The following is a 22420-nucleotide window of genomic DNA, read 5'->3' as shown; positions in this document are numbered from 1 at the left end:
AAAAGTTTCATCGACCGTTTTTCGCTGGAGAAGCACTCTTTTTTATTAGGGGATGCCCCTATCCAATTTTTCTTAAGGTACTACGATTAATTCCATATCCAATAGCCAGCGATCAATGGCTTGCTTTGGATAATAGACTTTGTCCCCTACCTTTACATGAGGGATTTCGCTTATGTAACTATTTGATCCATCTTGCACTTCTGTTAATTTTAGCACTTCCACTACACTGATTCCTAAATAATCAGCCGCCTCTTGCTGTGACAATAGCTGGTGTTGCACGGATTCCCTTGGCTGCTCTTTTAAACTAGTGGCGATGAGCCAGCTTCCTATTAAAAACGACACGGCTAATGAGAAAATCGCCATTGCTATGCTATATTGTTTCAATTCTATCCTCCCTTTCTCATCAAATTTTACCATTAATTCAATAAAAAAAGATGCTCTATAAGCCTTTATAGACTTATAGAGCATCTTTCTATTAATAAATGATTATTTTTGGATAAATTGTTGTGTCCAGTAGTTACCTGATTTCACATAACCTACACCGATGTGCGTAAATTTACCGTTTAAAATGTTCGCACGGTGTCCTGGTGAGTCCATCCACGCTTGTACTACTTCTTGTGGTGAACGTTGACCTTGAGCAATGTTTTCACCTGCAGCTTTATAAGCGATGCCTAAAGCTTTCATACGATCAAATGGTGAACCAAATGTTGGGCTCGTATGTGAGAAATATTTATTTGTTTGCATATCTTGTGATTTTTCACGAGCTGCAGCCATTAATTTCGCATCTGTTTGAAGTGGTGATAAACCAGCTTTTGTACGCTCAGCGTTTGTTAATTTTACTACTTCTTGTTCAAATGCGTCCACATCTGAAGTTGTTGTTGATGGTGTTGAAGTAGTTGGTGGTGTTGCTGGCTTTTCATTTTGTGATGATTGATTATTATTTGGCTTTGTTGGTGTTGTATTATTTGTTGTTGGCGTCTCATTAGATGGTGTAGATGCCTGTGGAAGTTTAATCGTCCACTTATGATTATTGTTTGACCATTTATAATAATAAACATTACAGTTTGTTGATTGCTGTACGGAATTCCCCTCTGTTGTATTTGCAGCAGCAGAAGCTATTTGAATTGGAGCTGCTAAAAGAAATGTTGCACAAATTGCAGTTAGTGTTTTTTTCATGTTTGCAATTCCTCCTTCTCTGCCACTAATCGTAAGGGATGATTTTCATTAAAATCTTACCAACATCTGCTAACTACGCCAACGAAGAAGAAAATGCGCGAAAAACCACGTTTTTTTCGCGTTATTTTTTAGCAGGTTTCACCAATCTATGAAATACTTACGTTTGAAAGAGGGTTGACACCCCTCCTAAACTCGTAAATATTTTAGAAAATAAACAGCTGATATGAATAAAAAATGTATGTTTTATACACTCATTTTTTAATCGCCTTTCTTCATTACTTTCAATGCATCACCCTAGAGATGGCTAGTGTCGTAGCCTCATGTCAGCCTAATATTACAATTGTGTTACAAGAGCGTTACATTTCATTTACATAAAAATAAAACAACCTGTGTAAAGCTACACAGGTTGTTCACGTGCAGAAATTCACTGGTTGTTTTATTCTTCAATTCGCCCCAATAATAGGTAAAGCACTAACATTCTCTCCAATAATAACAAGTTTTGCTGGCATTTTCAGATATTCTGGGAGCCATTGCACCATTCCATAAGCATATTGGAACAACATTGGGTTTTTGATGCCCTTAATTGGTACATAGCCTTTCATACGATAAATCGTTTCAGGTAATGCACGCACCCAATCTTCAAACTGCTCCTGTGTAAATTCCTGATCTGTAAAATCTACTAAGCGAGAGCCCAGCTGCATAGAGGCTATTGGCGCTTTAACTATATCTGCTTTATCGACCTGTGTTGTTGCCTTCAGCCCCTCTAATAAGCTGAGTGGTACGCGCCCATTTGTCGTTTGCAATATAAAGGCATGAGGGTTCAGGCCCTGCAGTTCATAGACGACCTGACCTTGCTCTGCCTCTGTTAATAAGTCTGTTTTATTTGCTAACAATAGATGTGCATGGCGAATTTGCTCCAGAAATAAAGAGCGCACTTGTGGTGTTAATGTATTACGTTGTAGCCAGAGCTTAGAATCCGCCACCGTGATAATGCCTTTCACATTGAGCTGATCTGCAAAAAGCGGTGAAAAAACGGCATCCAAAGCTTCTACAGGATGTGCTGCACCTGTTGTCTCGATAATGAGCACATCAAAATCACTATCTAATAGAAGAGATTGAATTTGTGCCTCTGTTTTTTCAGCACCCGAACAGCAAATACAGCCCTCTAGCATCTCCTTTAGCGGGATATCCTTTTCCACTGCCTGCGAGTCAAATGGCAGCTTCCCGAGCTCATTCATAATAACAGCAGGCTTTAATTTCTTTTCTTTTAGCTGGCGAATGACATCTGTCAGCATGGATGTTTTGCCACTCCCTAAAAAGCCACTAAATAGGTACACATCTTTCATAGTAGTTCCTCCCATCAAAAAAGCTGTCGCAGATGCCGTGAAAGACAACTGTTGCGACAGCTACATTGTTAGTTTGTTGTTTCCTCTGTTTTTTCGGCTGTTCCTACAAGAAGCTCTTTCGCTTTTAGTAACTGAGGATCATCGGCTTTCATTTTTGCACGTAACGCATCCATTAAAGCATACGTTGTATTACCCGTTAGAATGCCTGTTTCTTCAAGGTTGTTCGCTGCTTGTAGTTTTTCTACTGCCTGTGCGGTATTGTCATCAAAGATCCCATCTACTTCACCAGGCTCATACCCTAGCACCTGAAGCATCTCCTCTGCTGCTTTCACAGAGTCAGATTGTAGGCCTGTCTTCATTTCTAAAGAGGCATTCAAGTATGGTAAAGAGGCATAGGATGGATACGCAACTTTGACATCAGGCTCAATTCCTTTTTCATTAATCCAGTTACCCTTCGGTGTTAACCATTTACCTGTCGTAAATTTCAAATTAGAGCCGTCTTTTAACGGTGTAACATTTTGGACAGTTCCTTTACCGAATGATGTTTCACCAACAACTTTAGCACCAACTGACTCTTTTAATGCTCCTGCCAAAATCTCAGAGGCTGAAGCACTGCCACTATCAACTAGTACCGTGATCGGTAGGTTATATTTTTTACCTGCAATGGCATTTGTAATTTGAGGCTCCGCATCTTTTTCTTGTACCTGCACAATCGCCTTTCCTTCTGGTACAAAGAAATTAGAGATATCGACAGCAGCCTTTAGGTAGCCACCAGGATTTTGACGTAAATCTAAGACAATGCCCTTCATTCCTTTACCTTCATACTCAGTAAGGATTTTTTCAAGCTCTTGGGCAGTTTGTTCACTAAATGATGTAACTTGAATATGGGCAATATTGCCATCCAGCATTTCACCATAAACGGTTTCGACTGGGATGTCATCACGAACAATCGTCATTTGAATAGGTTCCGTATTTTCGCCACGTTTTACCGTTAATTTTACGGGTGTTCCTTTTTCGCCACGAATCAGTGCAACTGCCTCTGTTGCACTTAAGCCCTGAATACTTTTCCCATCAACTGTTAAGATAATATCTTTTGGTAATAAGCCTGCCTTTTCAGCAGGAGAATTTTTGATAGGTGACACAACTGTAATATAACCATTACGTTCTTGGATTTCTGCACCAATTCCTTGGAAGCTTGAAGATAGGCCAGAATTAAATTGATCCGCTTCTTCCTTTACCATGAAATCGGAATAAGGATCGCCTAATGCATCAAACATACCATTGATCGCACCATCGACCACTTTTTCATCGTCAATATCTTGGTAATAGTTATTTTTCAGTAAATCAAATGCTTCATATAATTTTGTAAATTCCTCTCGTTCAATCGGAACTTTCACTTCCACTACTTTCTTATCACCAAAGGTTAACGCAAAAATCGTTAAACCTGCCGTAATAAGAATTGTAAAGAACATTAGCATGATAAATTTAAACGGTTTCAGTTGTATAAATTGTCCTGCTGGCTTTATTTCAGCTGGAGTCGGCTCCTGCTGCTGTTCTGTACTTTCTTTTTTCTGTTCATCCATCTTGATTGTCACCACTCTCATTTACACTAACTTGTTGTCACACTACTACCATCTTAACAGGTTATCCAGAAGACGAAAAGAAAAAGACTGTCAAAATTTCATGACAGACCTTGTCCGATCATGCTTCATTCTAACTAGCATTCCAGCACCTATTCAGCCATCATACTACTAAGTTTAGGCATATTATGGTACTGCCTTTTAATTTTACTCATTTCCTAGTAGCAGTCAACAAAAAACTCAAAGAATCATAGAAATGCTATAAGAATATAACGTGCCAGTATCCAAAAAAGTTGCATCCTATTAGGAATTATTCATGAGTTTTTGCAGTTTTTTATATACGGAATGCACGGTTAATCGATGAAAGGCAATCAATTGTCCTTTATAAACCACTGAAAAAATACCATACGGTGTCGGTGATTTCTCCATCAGATCTTCTCTCGTTTGAAGATCCACCAGCACTGGCTGCAAGCCTAATTTTTCGGCAGCTAATTGAATATTTTCCGTGGCGACGTCTACATATGGACATTGAAAGGAACGTAAAATCGTTAAATGAGGAAATCTCGTTAATCGTTCCTGCCAATTATCAGGAAAGTATGGCCGTTCAACGCTTTCATGAAATGGAAAGACCCATAATTCAAAATCATCGAGTGCTGTTGCCATATGTTGAAACTGGTGCTGTAAAAACAAATCCTTGCTTGGCGTCCAGGAAGTTTGGTCATTCGTAATGACCATCACTCCCTTTTTTCCACGTTCCTTGGCATCCTTTAAGCATCTCTTCAGTAATTGTGTACCATAGCCCTTGCCCACTGCACTTACCCATAAACAGTGAATCACCACATAGCCATCTGCATGTACAACTCTTGAAGAGTATTCCGCGTCCGTATATTCTATAAAACCTACTTGTTTTTGATTTTCAAGTACTTGTATGTAATGTAAGCCCTTTTCAAATTGTTGATTAAGCCATTTGTTTTTGTTCTGGTAGCCCTCTGTTTTCTTCTTGCTTCGTAAACAATAGCTGCCCTTCCCCTCTAACAGCTCACTATTCATTTGAATCAGCTCTATATGTTGTGTCAATGCTAGTCCCCCCATCCGTTGATTGTACTAATTTTACCATTTTTAGTGAATCATTCAACGATCATAGTAATCGCCTTTTCACTTGTTGTCGCATATGATGCAAGTAATGACAAATGTAAGGAGGAAGAATAATGGGGAGAAATAATAAACCGACCCAAGGCAATGAATCCATAGAAATTTATGCGGCTAAGCTATCCTATATTGGCACAGCCATTTCAACATTAGGGGATGGTTTACAAACCATTGCAGCGGGACTCGCATTAGAAGCGCTCCAAAACGCGAACAATGATTCTTCTCAAACGAATAATGGCAATGGAAATGGGCATCAAACAGTTAAAATAGATAATATGCAGAAACAAATTGATTATTTAATTGCTGAGCTTAAACACATCAAAAAAATGTTTAAATAACCATTACATAAAGAAAAGTGTTGAAGATGTTTCTGCTTCAACACTACTGTTTTTTTTCCATTTTCTTATGTGTCCTTTGGATTTCCAATAATTCAGAAACCGTCACAAACTGATAGCCCTGTTTTTCAAGCTCCGGTATGATTTGTTCCATTGCCTGAACCGTTTGTGCTCGATTTCCCCCACCGTCATGAAATAGGACAATATTGCCTGCTTTCACACCTTTTAAAACGGTATTCACGATGCGCTGAACACCAGGGCTTTTCCAGTCAAGCGTATCTAAATGCCAAGACCACATCACAACCTTATAGCCTTTTTTTGAAATTGCATCAATCATCGCATCGGTATATTGTCCTTCAACTGGTCTAAATAATGTTGGCTGATAGCCTGTAATCCCTGCAATCACTTCATCTGTTTGCTGTATTTCTTTCATTAAATTGGTAACATTTGTTCTTAAAGGGTGTGTATAGGTATGATTGGCCAATTCATGTCCTTCTTCGTACATTCTTGTAATCAGCTCAGGATTTTTTTCTGCATTTTGACCGACAATAAAAAAGGTTGCTTTTGCATTATATTTTTCCAATACATCAAGGATATCCGCTGTATATTTGCGATGTGGCCCATCATCAAATGTTAAGGCAATGATTTTTTCATCTGTCTGAATTTCCCAAAGAATTTGACCTGCTTCCTCATAATATTTTCTTCCTTTATTTTCAGAAGAACTCACTTTTACATAAAAAAGCGACACCGTGATTAGACTAAGTGGTAGTAAAAGCAATAAAAACTTTTTCACATTTTCACGTCCCCAAATAATTATTTTCGTACTTTATTATTTGAGGATTTCCTAAAAAAATGCTTATGTTTCGCATTCATTCATTAAAATTTGATGGTGGATATGATGTGCCAGATGTTGCATATACTCCTCTATCAACCATCCCAATGTTCTTTGGTGTTGATTCATCACACATGGCTGGGCCAATGTCTCTTCATCAAGGTGGTCCAGTACATACATGATTTTTTGGTTGATGCTTGTCCACAACATTAAAATATCTTCTATTGGTAATTCCTGATAGCCCTGTAACGCGACCCATTGTACTTGGTCGTATGTAGTCACTACATAGGGTGAAGCTTCATTCTGAACTTGAAGAAATCGTTCAAGATTGACAATAGCCGAATCACATAAATGACCGATTACTTCTTTTTTGGACCATTTTTTTGGAGCAGGTCGTTGTGTTATTTCCGCTTCTGTCATCACACGAAATACTTCTGGTACTTTTATAAGCCAATAATGTAATTGTTCAACTGTCTTTTGCACGAAGGTCACTCCCTTCTGAAACAATTGTTACGTAATAATCTAATAATGCAATCACTGCCTGCACTCGCTTATGTTCGATTTCAATTTTAAAGGAAATCCATATAATGGCGACATTAAAACTCAAGACGGCTAATGCAACAATTTGGGCAAGCGACATGCCGATCATGAGTTTGCTATTCATGGTTGTAGCAAGCAATGTAAACATGGATAAAATAACACCACTCATGGTAATAAACATGGGCTTCATGCGTATTATCTCATTTGCCTGTACCTTTAACAGATGGACAATAAATCGCAGCTCTTGCCTTGTATATTGTTGCTGAAGGATAACAAAATAGGACTGATACACATCCTCATCAAGCTTTTTATGCAATATATTTTTATGCATCTTTTGCACAAATTGATCACAGAAATCGTTCGCCAACGCTTGCTCTGGCTGTAGCTGTTCTTCTTTATGCTCTATAAAAGCGACCCTCAAACCTCCTCACCCTCTCATATTAAAAACTTTCACTCCATTTACTATATGAAGGAAAGAGAGCCGTGTAGTACGAATTGAAGCAAAGTCGTTTATTTTTGAGTGTCTTTTTGCCGCGCTCTACTTAATCCAAAAATAGCTGTTGCGAAAACAAAAACTACCGTACAAAGCCACATTGTCAACCCATTCCAAGCGCCTTTAGCAATCGTAATATTCGCTAATAGCGCTATTTGCATAATACAAACGGCGATATAAAGCATAAATGTGTAATTCAACTGAGAACCTCTATTTTCTAAGATCCAAAAGCGAAAACAAGATCCATCTCGCAAACTATTTCTCCATCTACCATTGCAATCCCTCTGCCTTTCCCAACAGCGCCCTTCACACGCGTAATCTCCACTTCTAGATGTAGCTGATCACCAGGCTTTACTTGCTTTTTAAAGCGACAATGATCGATTCCTGCCAATAAACCTAATCTTCCCTCATTCCCAGCCTTTGTCAGCATAATCACTGCACTAACCTGTGCTAATGCTTCAACAATTAGTACACCTGGCATCACAGGATACTGAGGAAAATGACCTTTAAAAAACTCTTCATTAATCGTTACATTTTTCAACCCCACTGCGCGCTTGCCCTCTTCTAACTCCACAATACGGTCTACCAAAAGAAATGGATATCGGTGTGGCAAAATAGCTTGTAATTGTTGACTTGTTAACATATGAATTCCTCCAACGTATTTTTATAATCTTATTCTAACACTAAATATTAGTACTAGGTAATAAAATTTCATTAGTATTATCCATTAGTTTTCTGAATTATTTTTCATTATTTTTTCAATATTTCTTTATCGACAGCCACACAATAGCTAGAATATAATATTCCATGCATTCACCCTAGAATGATTAGTTTATTAGAATAGGATGGTTTCGCATGTTATCTTTTATCGCAATAGTTCTTTTATTATTTTTAATTCCAGGTCCTGCAGTTATTATTACCATTACGCAAACATTAAAAAGCGGAAAAAAGAATGGTATTTATACAGCTTTAGGTATTGGTCTTGGTGACTTGGTTCATACATTAGCGGCTGTTTTAGGTCTCTCTGCTATTTTAATGAAATCGGCCACTGCCTTTGAAGTGGTGAAATATATTGGTGTGGCATACCTTGTGTACTTAGGCATTCAGATGCTCCTCACAAAGCCAAAGAAAATTGAGCAACCGACTGTCGAACAAAGTCCTGCTAGTACTTCATTCCGTCAAGGCTTTTTAGCAGAAATCCTCAATCCAAAGACGGCACTGTTTTTCCTAGCCTTCCTACCGCAATTTGTTCAGCATAACGAGCAATCTGTCACAAGCCAATTGCTAACGCTCGGTATAACCTTTGTCGTGATGAGTGCTTTATATACAATCCTACTCGCAGTTATTACAAGCTTCATTGGCGAAAAAATCTTTACAAAAACAAGCGGTAGCTCACGCTGGCTCGAAAAGACAGTTGGCTTCGTTTATATCGGTCTCGGTGTCCGTTTAGCATTACAGACACAAAGCAGATAATTTGGAGAAGAACACAAAAAGTGTTCTTCTTTTTTTGCAGGAAAATGGAGGATTATAGCCAATAATATTAAAAAGGAGGGTTCCATTTGAATCAACGTCAAGAAAATTTATTTCAGCAGCTAGCCAATTATCGTGGCGAGCTGCTTCACTTACTCGAGCATGTGTCAGAAGAAAAAGCGAATATCATTCCAGCTGGATTTCATAATAATATTCGCTGGAATATGGGTCATGTTTATCTCGATCAATATTTATGGATAGAGGCATTAACAAAAGAAAAGGATGCAGATTTAGAAGCTTTCAAGAAATGGTTTGGCTTTGGGACATCACCAAAGCATTTTGACGACGAAACGCCGTCTTTTGAGGTGTTAAAATTGTATTTGGCTCAGCAGCCTGAACAATTAAAGGAACAGTATGGTCATCGATTATCAGAGGAATTCCCTCCTATTGACATGGGTATGCAAACCATTGAACAAGTACTGTTACGCACCATCTTTCATGAAGGGATGCATTTACAAGCAATTTTAACCATTCATCGATGCCTAAACGAAGCAACAGACCGAGTTTGATACTGGGTCTGTTGCTTGCTTGTTTATTGATAGTTTTCAAGATAGTTTCCTTTTTCAAAAATTTCTTTCGGACTTAAAGCAGTCCACTCCTCTATCGATACATTTGGATGCAAATCAAGATAGGATTTTACCATTTTATATCCCTCACTATACCCATATTGATAGGGTAAACCATTTCCACCTCTAATTATATCTAATGCACGATGCAGATCAGGCTTATCCAAATCTGCTGCAACATCTGCCCAGTAGACTTTGTTGTCATCTAAATCAACTCGCGTAAAGTTCAAATCAGGATAAACTAATTTTTCAAACATCACAGCCCTTCCTTCAAATATGAGATGGTCTAGCACCTTATTTTCACCACGTGGACGTTTTTCAGCTGCAACGCTATGATGATATTCATGAGCGATAATGGCCCTGATAGATTCATCAGTATAATATTTATTATAGAGTGCTGTTATTTTACCTGCACCAATCGTTACCATATTCGCGTTAACGTCTGTGGCTGGAAACACACATACCGTTGTTTCATTATTAGTTGGAAGAAATTCAGAAGATTTGAATAGACCCTCTTTGATACTCTTTTCAGTTGCTTCCCTATCAATTTTTTCGCTTAATAATTGATTTTCTTTCAATTGTTTGGGTGTGATATTCAACACCGTCTCAGCCATATTTATATATTCACCATTCTCAAAACAGGCACTATAAACAGGATCAATGACCTCTTTTCGATAGACATCCAATGGTGAACGATCTGGGTCCTTTTCTACCTTTTCCGTATAGTTTTGAAAAAGCTCATAAGCATGAACTATTTTATATGGTTGCTTCGTTTCTGGATGTTCGAATGAAACCGTGATATTATCTACATCCCGTTTTTCATGGGAAGGCTTTTCTGTTTGTGCACAGGCACTAAGTATGAAGCATAACATCATTAATACAACAAAACCCTTTACATAATTCATCCTTTTCATCCGTCCTTTTCATCAGGTAATAATTTAACCATGCTAACGTTCGTCAACGATATGCCTTGTCGCTCGACTGTTTGTGTTTGCATGATTTGGTACCCTTTCCGTTCAAAAAATGGTCTCGCTGTAAGACTAGCATCCGTGTAAATATGGGTAAGACCAAGCTTTTTTGCGTCTGCTTCTAGTAAATCTACGATGGCTGATGCAATCCCCTGTCCTTGAAAATCCTTATGGACATAAAGTCGATCTAAATAGCCCTCCATTGTCATATCCCCAAAGCCAACAATTTGATGATGCTTCCGTGCGACATAGGTCTTATTATGTCTTAAAGTCTTTTGCCAAGTCGCTACTTTAACTGGCTGTATTGCTAACGGTGCCCAAGCCTCCAATTGGGCCTGTGAATAATCTTTTGCGTTTACACTATGTACGGTTTCGTAAAATAATTGCAGAATTTCTTCTAAATCATCGTCATGATAGTTTGTAAAATGAAGCATCTATACACCCCTTTTCTCGCAATCTATTATACCAATGATAGGATATTTATGTAAAATTATAGCAAGCTTATAGATCCCTATAATCTATAAGCTTTTGTTTTACTGTTTCGGTGTATTGGCTGTTAGCGGGTTTGCATTGGCGACTAATTGTACAGGCGTCGTTGTTTGTTGAAAGCTATCCTTTTGTCCTTGATTCGATTTCCCGTAGCCTTTCATCACAGCAAATAATGCTGCACCAACAATGCCCCATGTCAAAAACTTCATTTAAAAAACCTCCTTTCAGCATTAGTATTCGAGAACAAATACAGATTATACGCTGTCAAAAAGTTGCTATTAGCGATGGTGACTTTGTGTCATTATGCATCTAATAATTAAAACGTTTATCGAATTCAGTGAAAAAATAGTAAGATTTTTATTATATACTAAAGAATATTATGGTAAAATTTCGAGGTGGTAAGTGTTTTAAGTAAAGGAGGTTTATTACCATGAAGAAAATTTTTACAGGGCTATGTCTAACAACGATGCTGTGGATGGCAACACCCGCGGAAGCTGCAACAACACAAATCAAAATCGACGATGTTGTGGTAAAATCTGATACAGCACCCGAGCAAAAAAACAATCGAACAATGGTGCCATTACGAGTGATCAGCGAAAATCTTGGTGCACAAGTTCATTGGCAGGATTCACAAATCACCCTTGCAATGGATCAAACAACCATTAAATTGAATCTTAATAACCGAACAGTCATTAAAAATGGTGAAAAAGAACAATTGGATGTACAACCATACATGAAAAACAATCGCACCTATGTACCAATCCGCTTTATTGCTGAAACATTTGGCAGTCAAGTGCATTACAATCAAGGCACAGTAAATATTACGACTGAACCATTGCTAATCGAAGATGAAAAAATCAAGGTACTACGCTATGAATACCATATGACAATGGGTGGGATCATTCAGGACATCAAGGGCAATGCCTATCACCAAGCTCTTTACAAAATTTTCCAAGAAAAGAAAGGTGACAAAGTTGAGGCTCCGAAAGAATATTATTGGCACTTCAATTTAGAAGCACCTGGATCTTATTATAAGCTTGGCCAATTCGATTTTATGAGCCATGATAATAACAGTGTCAAACAATATGATATCTATACATTAAATCAACCTTTCCCTGAGGAACTATTACAGGGCTATCCTAAAGTTCTACTACATGATGCATCAGAGGATAACTGGTATCTATTCTCTGAACAAGCTGTAAAGTCAATACAGCAGCTGATGAATAGCGCAGATCATAATGGCTTTAGCAAAATAATTAGTAATACAGTCGCTTAAAAAAATTTTTAATGGCAGCTATACACAACATATTCTGTTAAAAGATGTGCAAAATATTCATATCAACGATTGATTGATGGAGGTTTGCCTCATGCAGAAATTCCTATCATTAAGTATAGCGCTACTATTCCTTTTATCTGCTTGTTCGTCGGAAGAAGCTCCGCCCAGCGAGGAAGCAGAAGCCAAAGAACAGACCGTAAATGCGCAGCCAAAAGAAAATCTAAACGTTTTGAACGATGATAAAGGTTGGGTAATGGCTGAGTAATGAGAAAAGCGTGTTTTGATATTTTTTATCAAACACGCTTTTCTACACTATTTTTGTATAATCTGAATAAGGTTGCCACATGTATCATTAAAAACTGCTATTGTGACTTCTCCCGCTTTTGTCGGCTTAAGTGTAAATTCAACGCCTTTCTCCAGTAAACGGCTATACTCCTTTTCTAAATCAACAACTCCAAACATTGTTGCTGGAATGCCTTCAGCGAAAATCCTCCTTTGATAGTCCTTTGCTGCAGGATGCTCATCTGGCTCAAGTAATAGCTCAGTGCCCTCTAAATCATCAGGCGACACAAGCGTTAGCCATCTATGTTTTCCTACTGGGACATCCTCCTTTTTTACAAACCCTAGCTTTTCCGTATAAAATGCCAGTGCCTTTTCCTGATCTTGTACAAAGATACTGTTAACAATAATATTCAATTGCTTTTCCTCCTTTTAAGTTGTTTAAGAAGCATCCTTCACACGTAAACTTTACTCTACCCATCCTTTCAGTAAATCTTTAAGTGGTTCCTTATTGAAAAGAATGACTCGATATTTTCCCTTCCGCTGTGATAGGACGAGTCCAGCACTCTCCAAGACAGACAGATGCTTAGCAATCCCCTGTCTCGAAATTGAAAGTTCATGTTTCATTAGAAGACGCACTGTCAATTCATACAATGTCATCTCATCACACTCAGCCAGTTCATCTAATATAAGTCTACGAGTCGAGTCCCCTAGTGCTTTAAAAACAGCGTCTTGATCCCAATTCATAGCTTGATTATAGGCAACTATATGGTTGCATGTCAACTATAAGCAACTTGTGGGTTGTATGATTTTTGTACGTGTGGTCTCCTTATTTGAACAGGATGAATCTTTAGGAGCGGGGTCTATTCTTTTTAAAGCGGAATTCTACTCATTTAGAGCGGCAACTAACTTTTTAAGAGCGGGTCACTACTCATTTAGAGTGGTAACTAACTTTTTAAGAGCGGGTCACTACTCATTTAGAGTGGTAACTAACTTTTTTAGGACGACTTTCTACTCGTTTAAAGCGGCTGCTTACCTTTTTCGAGCGCTTCTCTACTCATTTGGAGCGGCTGCTTACCTATCATGAGTAAAAAAACAGCAAGCCTGAGTTAGCTTACTCAGACTTGCTGTTTTTCTTCGATCGGTAACACTGTAGAATATTTAATTTCTCGTAAGGATAAATTCGTTTGAATTCTAGAAACGCCAAGCTTATTTAATTTTCGAATAAATTGATCTAAGTCTTGGCGGTCTCGAATTACGACCTTTAACAAATAATCATAGGCACCAGTTAAGCAATGGCATTCCAAAATTTCGGTCATTGTTTTCAAGCTGTTTTCTAACTCCTCTATTTCCTTTTCCTGATGAATATTCGTGCTCATAAATATATAGCACAATAAATCAAAACCTAATTTTTCCTGATTTAAAATCGCGACTTGTTGATCAATATAGCCTTCATTTTCTAGACGTTTCACCCTTGTATGGGTTGCTGGTGGGGACAAATTGACCCGTCTAGCTAATTCCGCATTGCTAATGTGAACCTCTCGCTGCAAAATCGCTAAGATTTGCAGATCCACATGATCTAATCCTTTATTTTTGATATCCTCCATTGTTTTCTCCTCTTTTGATTATTTTTAGACAAGGAAGTTTTTAACATGATTCCAAAACGTTATTTCGAAAATCGTCAAATAACTTTCATTTATTTTGAATTTATTCAATTATACAAAATATTATGCTGACAAATCTCTAATAGTGCTATGATTCTTATTATACACAAAAGCAAAAAGGAGTGTACCTATACTATGGTTAAATTTTATATGGGCTTAATGCTTGTCACGAGCTTACTATGGGGAGGCAATTTTGTTGTGGCTAAGACGCTAGTGGCACATGCCTCTCCGATGACTTTAACGTTGGTTAGATGGCTGATCGCCGTGATCGTCCTGCTACCGTTAGTTTGGTGGAAAGAGAAGAGATTGGTTCCTGCTAAGGCCGCTCTTGTGCCATTATTTCTGATGGGCATTACAGGTGTTGCCTTGTTTAATATATTTCAATTTTTAGCGTTGGAACGAACAACATCCACGAATGCTGGTCTTATTTCTACAATGAATACCATGTCCATCGCCCTTTTTTCCTTCGCCTTTCTGAAAGAAAAAATAAATGGCTTGCAGCTTCTGGCGATGGTACTCTCTTTAATTGGTGTTTTTCTTGTCCTATCGAAAGGAGATTGGCAGCTGCTATGGCACTTCCAATTGAATATAGGAGATTTATGGATGGTGGCAGCCGTTTGCGTATGGGGACTTTATTCTGTATGTAGTAAGTGGGCTATGCAAACAACCTCTCCGTTAATGGCGACTTTGTATGCAGGTTTGTTTGGGGTACTCATCCTAGTCCCATTCACGATCAAGGATTTTACCTTCTCTGAGATCGACTCCTCTTTCATCCTTTCGCTTCTTTATACAGGGGTCATCTCTACAGTAGTTTGTATGGTATTTTGGAATATTGGCGTTCAACAATTAGGTGCTACAACCTCTGGTATTTTTCTAAACTTTAATCCGATTTTTACAGCATTGCTCGCCTTTTTATTTATCGGTGAACAGCTAAGCTGGCTGCAAGGCATTGGGGGAATCATCGTGATTTTGGGCTGCTACTTATTCACACATTTTAAAACGAAGACGCCTCAGGCTGTGCTCTAAATTTCTATTTTTCAAACTTGCAAATAATAAAAGATGCTTTGCTCATCAGGAGGCAATGCATCTAATGACGAAGACGTTTTTTTGCTACTACCACAAAATGAAACCACCGTTCCTTCGTGAAGCTTGCTTGTAATACGTAGACCTTGACCATAATGGTGTTGCCATCTGATGGATGAGCGTTCTTTAGGCTGTAGTAGTTTTGCCAATTGCTCTTCATCCATTCCAACGCATTATCCGTTACGGTAATTTCAAGATGGGTATCAAAATTGATAATACGAATATGTATCGTTCCCCGTCAGAACGCTTTAACATTCCATGCTTTAATGCATTTTCAATTAATGGCTGGATAGTCAGTGCTGAAATGAAGACATTTGTCTCCGACTCTAGTTGCCATACAATCTGAATACGCTTGCCAAAACGCTCCTGCTGAATATAGAGGTAGGCTTGAACCAACCTAAGTTCATTTAACTAGTGGAACAAGTGCTTCCACATTTTGAAAATTACTGGACTCTCTTAAAAAATCACTCAATGCCTCTACTAATTTACTTGTCCGCTCACTATCTAATTCACTTAACCCGACAGGAAGTAGGTCTTTTTAAGGACGGTCCTTTTTAAGTGGATGTCTGAAAGAAGCAAACCAGTATTCATGTCTATCCCTGACCCCAATGCGCTCAATACCAAAAACACATTATTCACTTTTGCCTATTTCACCTCCTTGGATACGCTCCAATAATAACTAACGTACGTTCCATGAACGCAACCATTGTACTAATCGCACATCTACAAAACTGAACAATCAAAAAACAGATGATATTAGCCCTAGACTACAGGTATAATGAAAGAAAAACCAAAATTGATTGGAGATGCCATGAAAATTCGATTAGAAAAATTAACACAGGGTGATTTTGAAAACTTATATGCATTTGAGGTTAAAAATAGGGCCTATTTTGAAAAAACAGTCCCAAGTCGAGGGGATGACTATTACGAATTACCAAATTTCATAAGAAAAAATGACATGCTTTTAGAGGAACAAGCACAACAGCTTTCCTATTTCTATCTAATAAAAAATGAACATGAAGAAATTATAGGAAGAATCAATGTAATCGATATTGATAAGGATCAACGATTAGGCCATATCGGTTATAGAGTAGGAAAAGAATTTAGTGGGAAAGGGGTTGCCCATACAGCCTTACAATTAGTATTAGACCTTATGCGCCAGCAAGGCATGCTCATCATTGAGGCACAAACAACAACGAACAATATAGCCTCTCAAAAAGTATTAGAAAAAAACGGTTTTAAACAATTGGATAGAAGCGGAGAATCATTTGAAATGAATGGTCAAAACTTCACTTTTACTTATTACCGGTGGATTAATTCTTAGGATGATCTGACAAACCGTATTGTCAGATCATCCAATTTAAAAGAATCTGCCTAATCTAATGAGACCCCTTTAATCGCTGTTTTCAATTCCTCTAAACTCTTAATCATTTGCAGTAAAGAATGATATTCAGTTGCATTCAAGTGATCACCATGCACTGTTATGTATCTTTTTATGCTACTTTCCATTGTTTGAATTTCTAGCATAGCATTATACTGAACGTCAGGTTCTTGGTGTCTACTCATCTCTCTATTTTGTTGGTTTGGATTTTGGGGCACTGCGGTTTGATAGCTCCTTTAACATCTTGTATACCTCCATAGATATACATATTTCGCATGACAAATTACTAATAACGAAGGGTAATTATAGTATAATATTTACCTTTTTATTCCTTTATAATTGTAAAAATACAATTATCGAAGCCTATTTTATAATATAGCACTCTACAAATTCTATACAACGCAAAAAAATCAAAATGAGCACCTAGCCATCTTGATTTTTTGCAGGTGGAAGCCAATAACTTTCACACCTTTTGTGGTGGAATAATGCCTGTTACAAGTAAAATAAAGAATACCAATCCAATAAGGAAAAATATCAGTGACGCTATAAATACGGGCCCAAGTTTAACCTTGAACCGTTCTCGCTCATGAATGATCCCTGTTTGTGCACTCACTTGGGATGTATAAAGCCTTGACATCGCTCCACCGCTACTCGAAAAGTAAAACGTTCCTAAGGTAAAGGCAATGCCCGTGAAAAACATCACTTCGATAAATCGCACAGAGAATATTGTGGCAACCCAATACGTCAACGATATTTCTACAATCCACGCAATGATGATAATAATCATGTGTTTCCGTAGCATTAAAGGAGCCCCCTTCCTTTTTTCTTCAGCTACTTCTACGCATCATTTTGCGAAAAGTTTCATTTTTCTCAATATATCGTCTAAGACTTAGATATTCTTAGAGATCATCAATTAATTGTGTTAATTGTTGTTGAGTGAGCTCGCCTTTCACGCTGTGCTGTAATTTCCCTTCTTCATCAAAGATAAAGGTACTAGGATAATTCATCACTTCAAACGTTTTCTGTAGTACTCCCTCTTCGTCTAGAAAGATAGGAAACGATAAATCATAGGTATCCTTAAATGCTACCGCCTTTGCATAGCTATCATAGGCTGTGGCATTGATGGCTAGCAGCTCGACATCCTTTGATTTTTGTTGATAAAATGCCTCTAGTTCCGGTGCTTCCTGTTGACAAGGTCCACACCAGGACGCCCAAAAATTCACTACTACTATTTTGCCCTTATATGCTTCAAACGTTGTGGAGGATTGATCTAGCTTTGTTAAAGCAGTTTCATAATTAATTTGTTTGGTGCCATCCTCCAAAACAGTCATAGATGGTGTAAGAGATGCTTGGAAAAAAACATTTTTTAATGCCACACCAATAAAGATTGCTATGATAAGTGCAGAGATAATGAAACTTATTTTTTTACGATTCATACTAACTCTCCTTTTAAAATATACAAATATTTGTATATTTTACCATACTATCAACTAACAGGATATGAACTTTTTATAAAAAATAGCCCCTACTCTAAAAGTAAGGGCTACTCTTTCTTACGTGAAAGATGTTTTATTTTTATAGGCAATTACACTTACGAGAAATAGCATACTAGCTGAAAGGAAAAAAACAACTCGTATCCCATACCATTCTGACAACATGCCCATCATTAAAGATGAAAGGCCGAATACCCCTGTCACAATGACATTCAACGATGTATACACCGTTGGTAATTTCTCCTTTGAGACACTTGTTTGAATCATGGTTTGCTGTGGAATGTTTTTTAATTGGCCACATTAGCCAATCCGCAAAGAATAATGTAAAAATAGCGGATAACAGCGCACCTCCACTTATGAACATAGCTTTTTTACGCTCGATAACTTTGGTCCATTTTAAACAAATCATACGCCCTATAATCATGCCAATAAAAAAAATACCGTTGAGAAGAAGCCTGCAATGCTTCGTCTACAAAGACAAGTAAAATCGCTGCGCCCCACACTACACCTGCCATCGATGGGGGATTTCATTTTTTCAATTTCTATGCGTGATTTTGATTAAATTTCAAGAAAATTCTAAAATTTTTTCTTATTTTAGCATTACTTCCACTTTGTTGCCAGAACACAAAAAGACCAGGTGTTCTCAAAAAATTGGAGCCCTGATCTTTTTGTGAAAAGTGAAACCTACTAGTTTGCTTTAGTGTTTTGTATTCTACTAGTACAGTAGTCGTGCCAGCTTGGCAAAGGTTACACATTTATAAAGGAAATTTGCAAAACGTATTTTCCTCGTTTAATCTTTGAACTGTATTTAGTTGTACGCCTTCAAAAATGAGTTGATAGATATCCGGTTTAGATGTATTTTTCCAAAAATCATAGCCATAACGGGTATCGAAATAATGGAAGATGATTGCCATAATATTACCATGTGTACCAATGACGATTGTTTGACCTGCATATTTCTCTAATAGATGAATGATTTCTGGAATGGCTCGATTTTGGACATTTCTGCTTGATTCACCACCCTCCAAACAGTAATCGAGGTCTTGAAATGATTTTTTTATCGCTTCATCTATTTCTTCGGTAGGAAGTTGATAAGCTCCCTTTAACTGTTTTTCTCTTAAACCTTCAATTATATGTATCTCCAGCATGTGATCATCAGCCAATCCTTGGATTGTTTGAATAGCTCGTGTATAAGGACTTGAAACAATCACATCTATGTTAAATGAATGGAGCACTGTCGTTATTGCACTTGCATCTTCCTTACCCTTTTTAGATAAGCCTCTTGTCCGTTCCTTTCCAAAGATAAATGGTGATTCTGCATGTCGAATCATTAAAACGGTTGTTTCCATTGCGATCCCCCTCGCCTTATTACTTATCCGCATATCTCCTCGCAAAAGTTGAAGGCTTATAGAATACCTTGTATGTATCGGCAAGCTCTGCTCTCACCCGTTCTGTTAGCTGCATTCCTTGCTGATTAAATCGTTCCTCTAATTCAACTCCATACGAAAAAATACCGTCATTCTTCCAATCAATCCATTCTCCATATTGTCGAATCCATATTTCTAATTCGTGTTTTAATTGAGCTGATAGTGGGACATCCTCTATATTTAAATTACAAAAACAACGATGACACCAAATTGGGTCTGCCCCTATATCCCCTTCTACTCTTAGCTGATCGGTCATTTGTGATGGACATGCACATTCCATGTGTGAGTCGACTCCTTTTCACTAAATCTGAACTTACAACGATACCAATCATACCCTTTTAAAGAGGATTTATCAAAACGAGTGAATTATAAAACCCATGTCATACAAAAGGAGAAACCGTTTATTGGTTTGATCTAAGCCATGAGATGCGGTATCCAAAACTGAACCCAGGGCTCACCATTTTGATGAGTCCTGGGTTCATGCTTAGTTAAGCTTAAACTGGCCTACCTGGCTATTTAATTCTTCCGCCATTTTTGCAAGCTGATTGGAGCTATTCGAAATTTCCTCCATCGCACTCGAAGTTTGCTGCATCGTTGCGGAGGTTTCTTCCACCCCTGCAGCAGATTCCTGAGATATCGCTGCAATTTCCTCAATGCCTTCATCTATTCTTACAGAGTTTTCTACCAGCTGATTTAAGTTTTGAGAGACACTCGTAATGTTTGTGGCCATCTCTGTTACAGCCTGGTCAATTTCGATAAATGTTTGACTCGTGAGAGAGATTTGTTCTGTCCCTTGCTGTACCTCTTCATAGCTCCGTTTTAAAGAAATTGTGACATCATTGGTTTCCTCTATAATTTGCCCGACGATGAGCTCAATATCGATAACTGACACTGACACCTGCTCTGCCAATTTACGGACTTCTTCTGCCACCACGGCAAAGCCCTGACCTTGCACACCTGCCCGTGCCGCCTCAATTGCTGCATTGAGTGCCAATAAATTCGTTTGTTTGGCAATATCATTTATGACAACGACAAGCTTGGAGATATCCTGAGATTTATGATTTAATCCCTCTACTTTATCAACTGCATCATGGACGATGGCATCAATCTTTGTCATTTGATTGGTAGACGCTTTAATTAAATGTTGACCTGAATTTGTTAGAGAAAGAACATGATTGGAATTACTCTGGACGTGTTGACCGTTTTGACTTGCCTCATTCATTCGAATGACAAAATCACTCATCAAATTGGATAGGTCACTCGTATTATTTGCCTGTGATTCTGTTCCCTCTGCAATATCATTCATTGTCAGTGCTACCTGCCCGGTTCCTGACTTAATTTCAATCGAGGATTGTAGAAGTTGTTCACTGTGTGCAGCTACCTCATTGGACACATCTTGAATTCGCTGAAGCATGTCCTTCATTCTCGTAGTCATCGTATTGGTGGAAGCACTTAATTCTCCAATTTCATCTTTTGCCTTAATAGCTAGCATCTCATGGCTTAAATCACCCTGCGCAATCAGCTTCACTCGTTCTGAAATTTGCTGAACAGGTCTAGAAATTGATAATGCCGAAGTGAGACCGGCTCCAATTGCTAATAAAACAACGATACCAAATGCCCCAATACTAATTGTATTGAGACGTTCATTATTCTCTATTAATGTTTGTCCAGCCTGGCGAATCGACTCCTCGCGTGAGCTTGCCAGCGCTTCAAAGCCTTCACGTACTGCCCTAATTTCATCCTCTTTACTAATTAGGTTATTAACGGCTAATTCTTTATTGCCACCTTCATAGATTGGAAAGACATTTTCCTCCACATATTGACGCCATTCCTTTGCTCTTGCCGCAACTACCTCCAGTTCTGGCGATTCAAGTATTTGCCGAGCTTTTTCCTCGTTTGCTAAAGACAATTTTGTATATTCTTCATATGTATCTTTATATACTTTCTTGCCTGTTAATACATATCCTCTGGCAGCACCGATTCTCACCGAAATAGAGTTGGCTAAGTGCTGATCGACAATAGACAATTCCAGCTCCCGATGCACCATATCTTCAATCTCTTTATTCATTTGGATATTTGAATAAATAATATATCCACTTTGTATCATAATCCCTATTAGAATGATGAAAAATCCGAATAAGATTTTTGTCCTCAATGATTTGAACTTCATAACGATCCCCCCTCTTTCATTCAAAAATAAACCTTAAAATGAAAATTTTTACACTTACTAATCTGGTAATACTTTCCCTATGAACAAACAAGGGAATAAGCCGTTATTTGCTACTATGTACCAGTGATGCATTCTTTTACTATTTTTACATGCCATTTATGATATTTTTACTTTTCCGCAAAAAATCACTATTATAACTTTTATTATTCATAATTTTTTCACCACCATTCTAAAAAAACAGGTACTTACACATAATCCCTAGGAATTTAGAAATAAACATGCAGTATTTTTGTAAGAATTATTTTACTTCAAATCCCCTAAATTGGAAAGGGTGTAAATTAATTTTTTTAATAGATGTATTTTTATACATTAATTTAATTAACACTGGATTACTAAAAAAAACAGGTACTGTTAAACAATACCTGGTTTTATGGGAAACTTATTTTTCTATTTTATTGGTAGAGAAAGAGCCTTATTCACTATTTTTTAAGAGACTTCTATTATAGAAGCAGAGACATTCTAATAAGAAGACTGTCTGCACTTTACTCTATACTACTATAATATACAGAAAAAATATTTAACAGGCTAAATATGACATAAGCTTTATCATAAGTTGTTCATCGTTGCGCTACTGCACTCACAT

The 22420-nt window shown here is 37.7% G+C and carries 32 protein-coding genes; 7 read left to right on the top strand and 25 right to left on the bottom strand.

Annotated features, from left to right (window positions below; genetic code table 11):
• Window positions 1-72: 72 nt before the first annotated feature.
• From L6W14_RS10575 to L6W14_RS10555, 5 genes are all read right to left on the bottom strand, one after another.
• Window positions 73-384 (bottom strand): helix-turn-helix domain-containing protein, encoded by a 312-nt coding sequence (locus L6W14_RS10575; RefSeq protein WP_131520258.1) that lies wholly within the window; start codon window positions 382-384, stop codon window positions 73-75.
• 102 nt (window positions 385-486) lie between these two features.
• Window positions 487-1176 carry a CAP domain-containing protein gene (locus tag L6W14_RS10570; RefSeq protein WP_048392912.1) on the bottom strand — a complete coding sequence of 230 codons (690 nt, stop codon included), beginning with the start codon at window positions 1174-1176 and terminating at the stop codon, window positions 487-489.
• 443 nt (window positions 1177-1619) lie between these two features.
• Complete coding sequence (locus L6W14_RS10565) at window positions 1620-2522, bottom strand: CobW family GTP-binding protein (RefSeq protein WP_131520259.1); 903 nt, start codon at window positions 2520-2522, stop codon at window positions 1620-1622.
• Window positions 2523-2590: 68 nt separating this feature from the next.
• A complete protein-coding gene (locus tag L6W14_RS10560; RefSeq protein ID WP_048392917.1) occupies window positions 2591-4105 on the bottom strand; it encodes a lmo1851 family serine protease in 1515 nt (504 codons plus the stop codon).
• Window positions 4106-4405: 300 nt separating this feature from the next.
• Window positions 4406-5179, bottom strand: coding sequence for a GNAT family N-acetyltransferase (locus tag L6W14_RS10555; protein ID WP_131520260.1), 774 nt, complete (start codon window positions 5177-5179; stop codon window positions 4406-4408).
• Window positions 5180-5310: 131 nt separating this feature from the next.
• Here L6W14_RS10555 and L6W14_RS10550 point away from each other — a divergent pair, with 131 nt between their 5' ends.
• Window positions 5311-5589, top strand: coding sequence for a translation initiation factor 2 (locus L6W14_RS10550; RefSeq protein WP_131520261.1), 279 nt, complete (start codon window positions 5311-5313; stop codon window positions 5587-5589).
• 43 nt (window positions 5590-5632) lie between these two features.
• On the opposite strand, the gene L6W14_RS10545 is transcribed toward L6W14_RS10550, so the two are convergent.
• The 5 genes from L6W14_RS10545 to fabZ form a co-directional block, all read right to left on the bottom strand.
• The gene (locus L6W14_RS10545; RefSeq protein ID WP_131520262.1) at window positions 5633-6379 is read right to left on the bottom strand and encodes a polysaccharide deacetylase family protein; all 747 of its coding nucleotides are present in this window, start codon (window positions 6377-6379) and stop codon (window positions 5633-5635) included.
• Window positions 6380-6442: 63 nt separating this feature from the next.
• The gene (locus tag L6W14_RS10540; RefSeq protein WP_237900743.1) at window positions 6443-6901 is read right to left on the bottom strand and encodes a DinB family protein; all 459 of its coding nucleotides are present in this window, start codon (window positions 6899-6901) and stop codon (window positions 6443-6445) included.
• The gene (locus L6W14_RS10535; RefSeq protein ID WP_131520264.1) at window positions 6885-7379 is read right to left on the bottom strand and encodes a hydroxymyristoyl-ACP dehydratase; all 495 of its coding nucleotides are present in this window, start codon (window positions 7377-7379) and stop codon (window positions 6885-6887) included. Before L6W14_RS10535 ends, L6W14_RS10540 begins: the two co-directional genes overlap by 17 nt.
• 89 nt (window positions 7380-7468) lie before the next feature.
• Window positions 7469-7651 carry a hypothetical protein gene (locus L6W14_RS10530; RefSeq protein WP_131520265.1) on the bottom strand — a complete coding sequence of 61 codons (183 nt, stop codon included), beginning with the start codon at window positions 7649-7651 and terminating at the stop codon, window positions 7469-7471.
• A gap of 17 nt (window positions 7652-7668) precedes the next feature.
• The gene (gene fabZ / locus L6W14_RS10525) at window positions 7669-8094 is read right to left on the bottom strand and encodes a 3-hydroxyacyl-ACP dehydratase FabZ (protein ID WP_237900741.1); all 426 of its coding nucleotides are present in this window, start codon (window positions 8092-8094) and stop codon (window positions 7669-7671) included.
• Window positions 8095-8306: 212 nt separating this feature from the next.
• Between fabZ and L6W14_RS10520 the strand changes: the two genes are divergently transcribed.
• Entirely contained in the window at window positions 8307-8924 is a 618-nt protein-coding gene (locus tag L6W14_RS10520; RefSeq protein WP_004230157.1) for a LysE family translocator, read from the top strand.
• 86 nt (window positions 8925-9010) lie between these two features.
• Window positions 9011-9490, top strand: coding sequence for a DinB family protein (locus L6W14_RS10515; protein ID WP_237900739.1), 480 nt, complete (start codon window positions 9011-9013; stop codon window positions 9488-9490).
• A 23-nt stretch (window positions 9491-9513) separates the two neighbouring features.
• On the opposite strand, the gene L6W14_RS10510 is transcribed toward L6W14_RS10515, so the two are convergent.
• The 3 genes from L6W14_RS10510 to L6W14_RS10500 all read right to left on the bottom strand — a co-directional run bounded on the left by L6W14_RS10510 (window position 9514) and on the right by L6W14_RS10500 (window position 11213).
• Entirely contained in the window at window positions 9514-10452 is a 939-nt protein-coding gene (locus L6W14_RS10510) for a DUF2268 domain-containing putative Zn-dependent protease (RefSeq protein ID WP_237900737.1), read from the bottom strand.
• A 5-nt stretch (window positions 10453-10457) separates the two neighbouring features.
• A complete protein-coding gene (locus L6W14_RS10505; RefSeq protein ID WP_131520268.1) occupies window positions 10458-10949 on the bottom strand; it encodes a GNAT family N-acetyltransferase in 492 nt (163 codons plus the stop codon).
• A 99-nt stretch (window positions 10950-11048) separates the two neighbouring features.
• A complete protein-coding gene (locus L6W14_RS10500) occupies window positions 11049-11213 on the bottom strand; it encodes a hypothetical protein (RefSeq protein WP_004230164.1) in 165 nt (54 codons plus the stop codon).
• 221 nt (window positions 11214-11434) lie between these two features.
• Between L6W14_RS10500 and L6W14_RS10495 the strand changes: the two genes are divergently transcribed.
• Both L6W14_RS10495 and L6W14_RS10490 read left to right on the top strand, forming a co-directional pair.
• Window positions 11435-12280: a copper amine oxidase N-terminal domain-containing protein gene (locus L6W14_RS10495; protein WP_237900735.1), complete on the top strand. Its 846-nt coding sequence runs from the start codon at window positions 11435-11437 to the stop codon at window positions 12278-12280.
• A gap of 91 nt (window positions 12281-12371) precedes the next feature.
• Window positions 12372-12545, top strand: coding sequence for a hypothetical protein (locus L6W14_RS10490; protein WP_175400719.1), 174 nt, complete (start codon window positions 12372-12374; stop codon window positions 12543-12545).
• A gap of 47 nt (window positions 12546-12592) precedes the next feature.
• On the opposite strand, the gene L6W14_RS10485 is transcribed toward L6W14_RS10490, so the two are convergent.
• The 3 genes from L6W14_RS10485 to L6W14_RS10475 all read right to left on the bottom strand — a co-directional run bounded on the left by L6W14_RS10485 (window position 12593) and on the right by L6W14_RS10475 (window position 14166).
• Complete coding sequence (locus L6W14_RS10485; protein ID WP_237900733.1) at window positions 12593-12976, bottom strand: VOC family protein; 384 nt, start codon at window positions 12974-12976, stop codon at window positions 12593-12595.
• A gap of 51 nt (window positions 12977-13027) precedes the next feature.
• The gene (locus L6W14_RS10480; RefSeq protein ID WP_237900963.1) at window positions 13028-13306 is read right to left on the bottom strand and encodes an ArsR/SmtB family transcription factor; all 279 of its coding nucleotides are present in this window, start codon (window positions 13304-13306) and stop codon (window positions 13028-13030) included.
• 371 nt (window positions 13307-13677) lie between these two features.
• On the bottom strand, window positions 13678-14166 hold the full coding sequence (locus tag L6W14_RS10475) for an Lrp/AsnC family transcriptional regulator (RefSeq protein WP_131520270.1): 489 nt from the start codon (window positions 14164-14166) through the stop codon (window positions 13678-13680).
• Between the two features lie 192 nt (window positions 14167-14358).
• Here L6W14_RS10475 and L6W14_RS10470 point away from each other — a divergent pair, with 192 nt between their 5' ends.
• Window positions 14359-15249: a DMT family transporter gene (locus tag L6W14_RS10470; RefSeq protein WP_131520271.1), complete on the top strand. Its 891-nt coding sequence runs from the start codon at window positions 14359-14361 to the stop codon at window positions 15247-15249.
• Window positions 15250-15260: 11 nt separating this feature from the next.
• Here the strand turns inward: L6W14_RS10470 and L6W14_RS10465 are convergent, their stop codons facing one another.
• Together L6W14_RS10465 and L6W14_RS10460 are read right to left on the bottom strand one after the other, a co-directional pair.
• A complete protein-coding gene (locus tag L6W14_RS10465) occupies window positions 15261-15455 on the bottom strand; it encodes a hypothetical protein (RefSeq protein WP_237900731.1) in 195 nt (64 codons plus the stop codon).
• A 31-nt stretch (window positions 15456-15486) separates the two neighbouring features.
• Entirely contained in the window at window positions 15487-15702 is a 216-nt protein-coding gene (locus tag L6W14_RS10460; RefSeq protein ID WP_237900729.1) for a hypothetical protein, read from the bottom strand.
• A 415-nt stretch (window positions 15703-16117) separates the two neighbouring features.
• Between L6W14_RS10460 and L6W14_RS10455 the strand changes: the two genes are divergently transcribed.
• Window positions 16118-16630 carry a GNAT family N-acetyltransferase gene (locus L6W14_RS10455; RefSeq protein WP_237900961.1) on the top strand — a complete coding sequence of 171 codons (513 nt, stop codon included), beginning with the start codon at window positions 16118-16120 and terminating at the stop codon, window positions 16628-16630.
• A gap of 50 nt (window positions 16631-16680) precedes the next feature.
• Here L6W14_RS10455 and L6W14_RS10450 read toward each other — a convergent pair whose 3' ends face one another.
• From L6W14_RS10450 to L6W14_RS10420, 7 genes are all read right to left on the bottom strand, one after another.
• Window positions 16681-16905 carry a hypothetical protein gene (locus tag L6W14_RS10450; RefSeq protein ID WP_131520274.1) on the bottom strand — a complete coding sequence of 75 codons (225 nt, stop codon included), beginning with the start codon at window positions 16903-16905 and terminating at the stop codon, window positions 16681-16683.
• Window positions 16906-17150: 245 nt separating this feature from the next.
• Window positions 17151-17489 carry a hypothetical protein gene (locus tag L6W14_RS10445; RefSeq protein ID WP_131520275.1) on the bottom strand — a complete coding sequence of 113 codons (339 nt, stop codon included), beginning with the start codon at window positions 17487-17489 and terminating at the stop codon, window positions 17151-17153.
• 97 nt (window positions 17490-17586) lie between these two features.
• The gene (locus L6W14_RS10440; RefSeq protein WP_131520276.1) at window positions 17587-18123 is read right to left on the bottom strand and encodes a TlpA family protein disulfide reductase; all 537 of its coding nucleotides are present in this window, start codon (window positions 18121-18123) and stop codon (window positions 17587-17589) included.
• A gap of 428 nt (window positions 18124-18551) precedes the next feature.
• Window positions 18552-18695 (bottom strand): hypothetical protein, encoded by a 144-nt coding sequence (locus L6W14_RS10435; RefSeq protein ID WP_237900727.1) that lies wholly within the window; start codon window positions 18693-18695, stop codon window positions 18552-18554.
• Between the two features lie 240 nt (window positions 18696-18935).
• Window positions 18936-19529 carry a histidine phosphatase family protein gene (locus L6W14_RS10430; protein ID WP_237900725.1) on the bottom strand — a complete coding sequence of 198 codons (594 nt, stop codon included), beginning with the start codon at window positions 19527-19529 and terminating at the stop codon, window positions 18936-18938.
• A 19-nt stretch (window positions 19530-19548) separates the two neighbouring features.
• Entirely contained in the window at window positions 19549-19887 is a 339-nt protein-coding gene (locus tag L6W14_RS10425) for a hypothetical protein (RefSeq protein WP_237900723.1), read from the bottom strand.
• A 204-nt stretch (window positions 19888-20091) separates the two neighbouring features.
• Window positions 20092-21777, bottom strand: a complete 1686-nt coding sequence (locus L6W14_RS10420) for a methyl-accepting chemotaxis protein (protein ID WP_131520279.1) — start codon at window positions 21775-21777, stop codon at window positions 20092-20094.
• Between the last annotated feature and the right edge of the window lie 643 nt (window positions 21778-22420).

It is taken from the genome of Lysinibacillus sp. ACHW1.5, from assembly GCF_022014815.1.
Classification (GTDB): domain Bacteria; phylum Bacillota; class Bacilli; order Bacillales_A; family Planococcaceae; genus Lysinibacillus; species Lysinibacillus capsici.
Note: the sequence above shows the minus strand (reverse complement) of the source record. Positions and strands in the feature narration are given on the sequence as shown.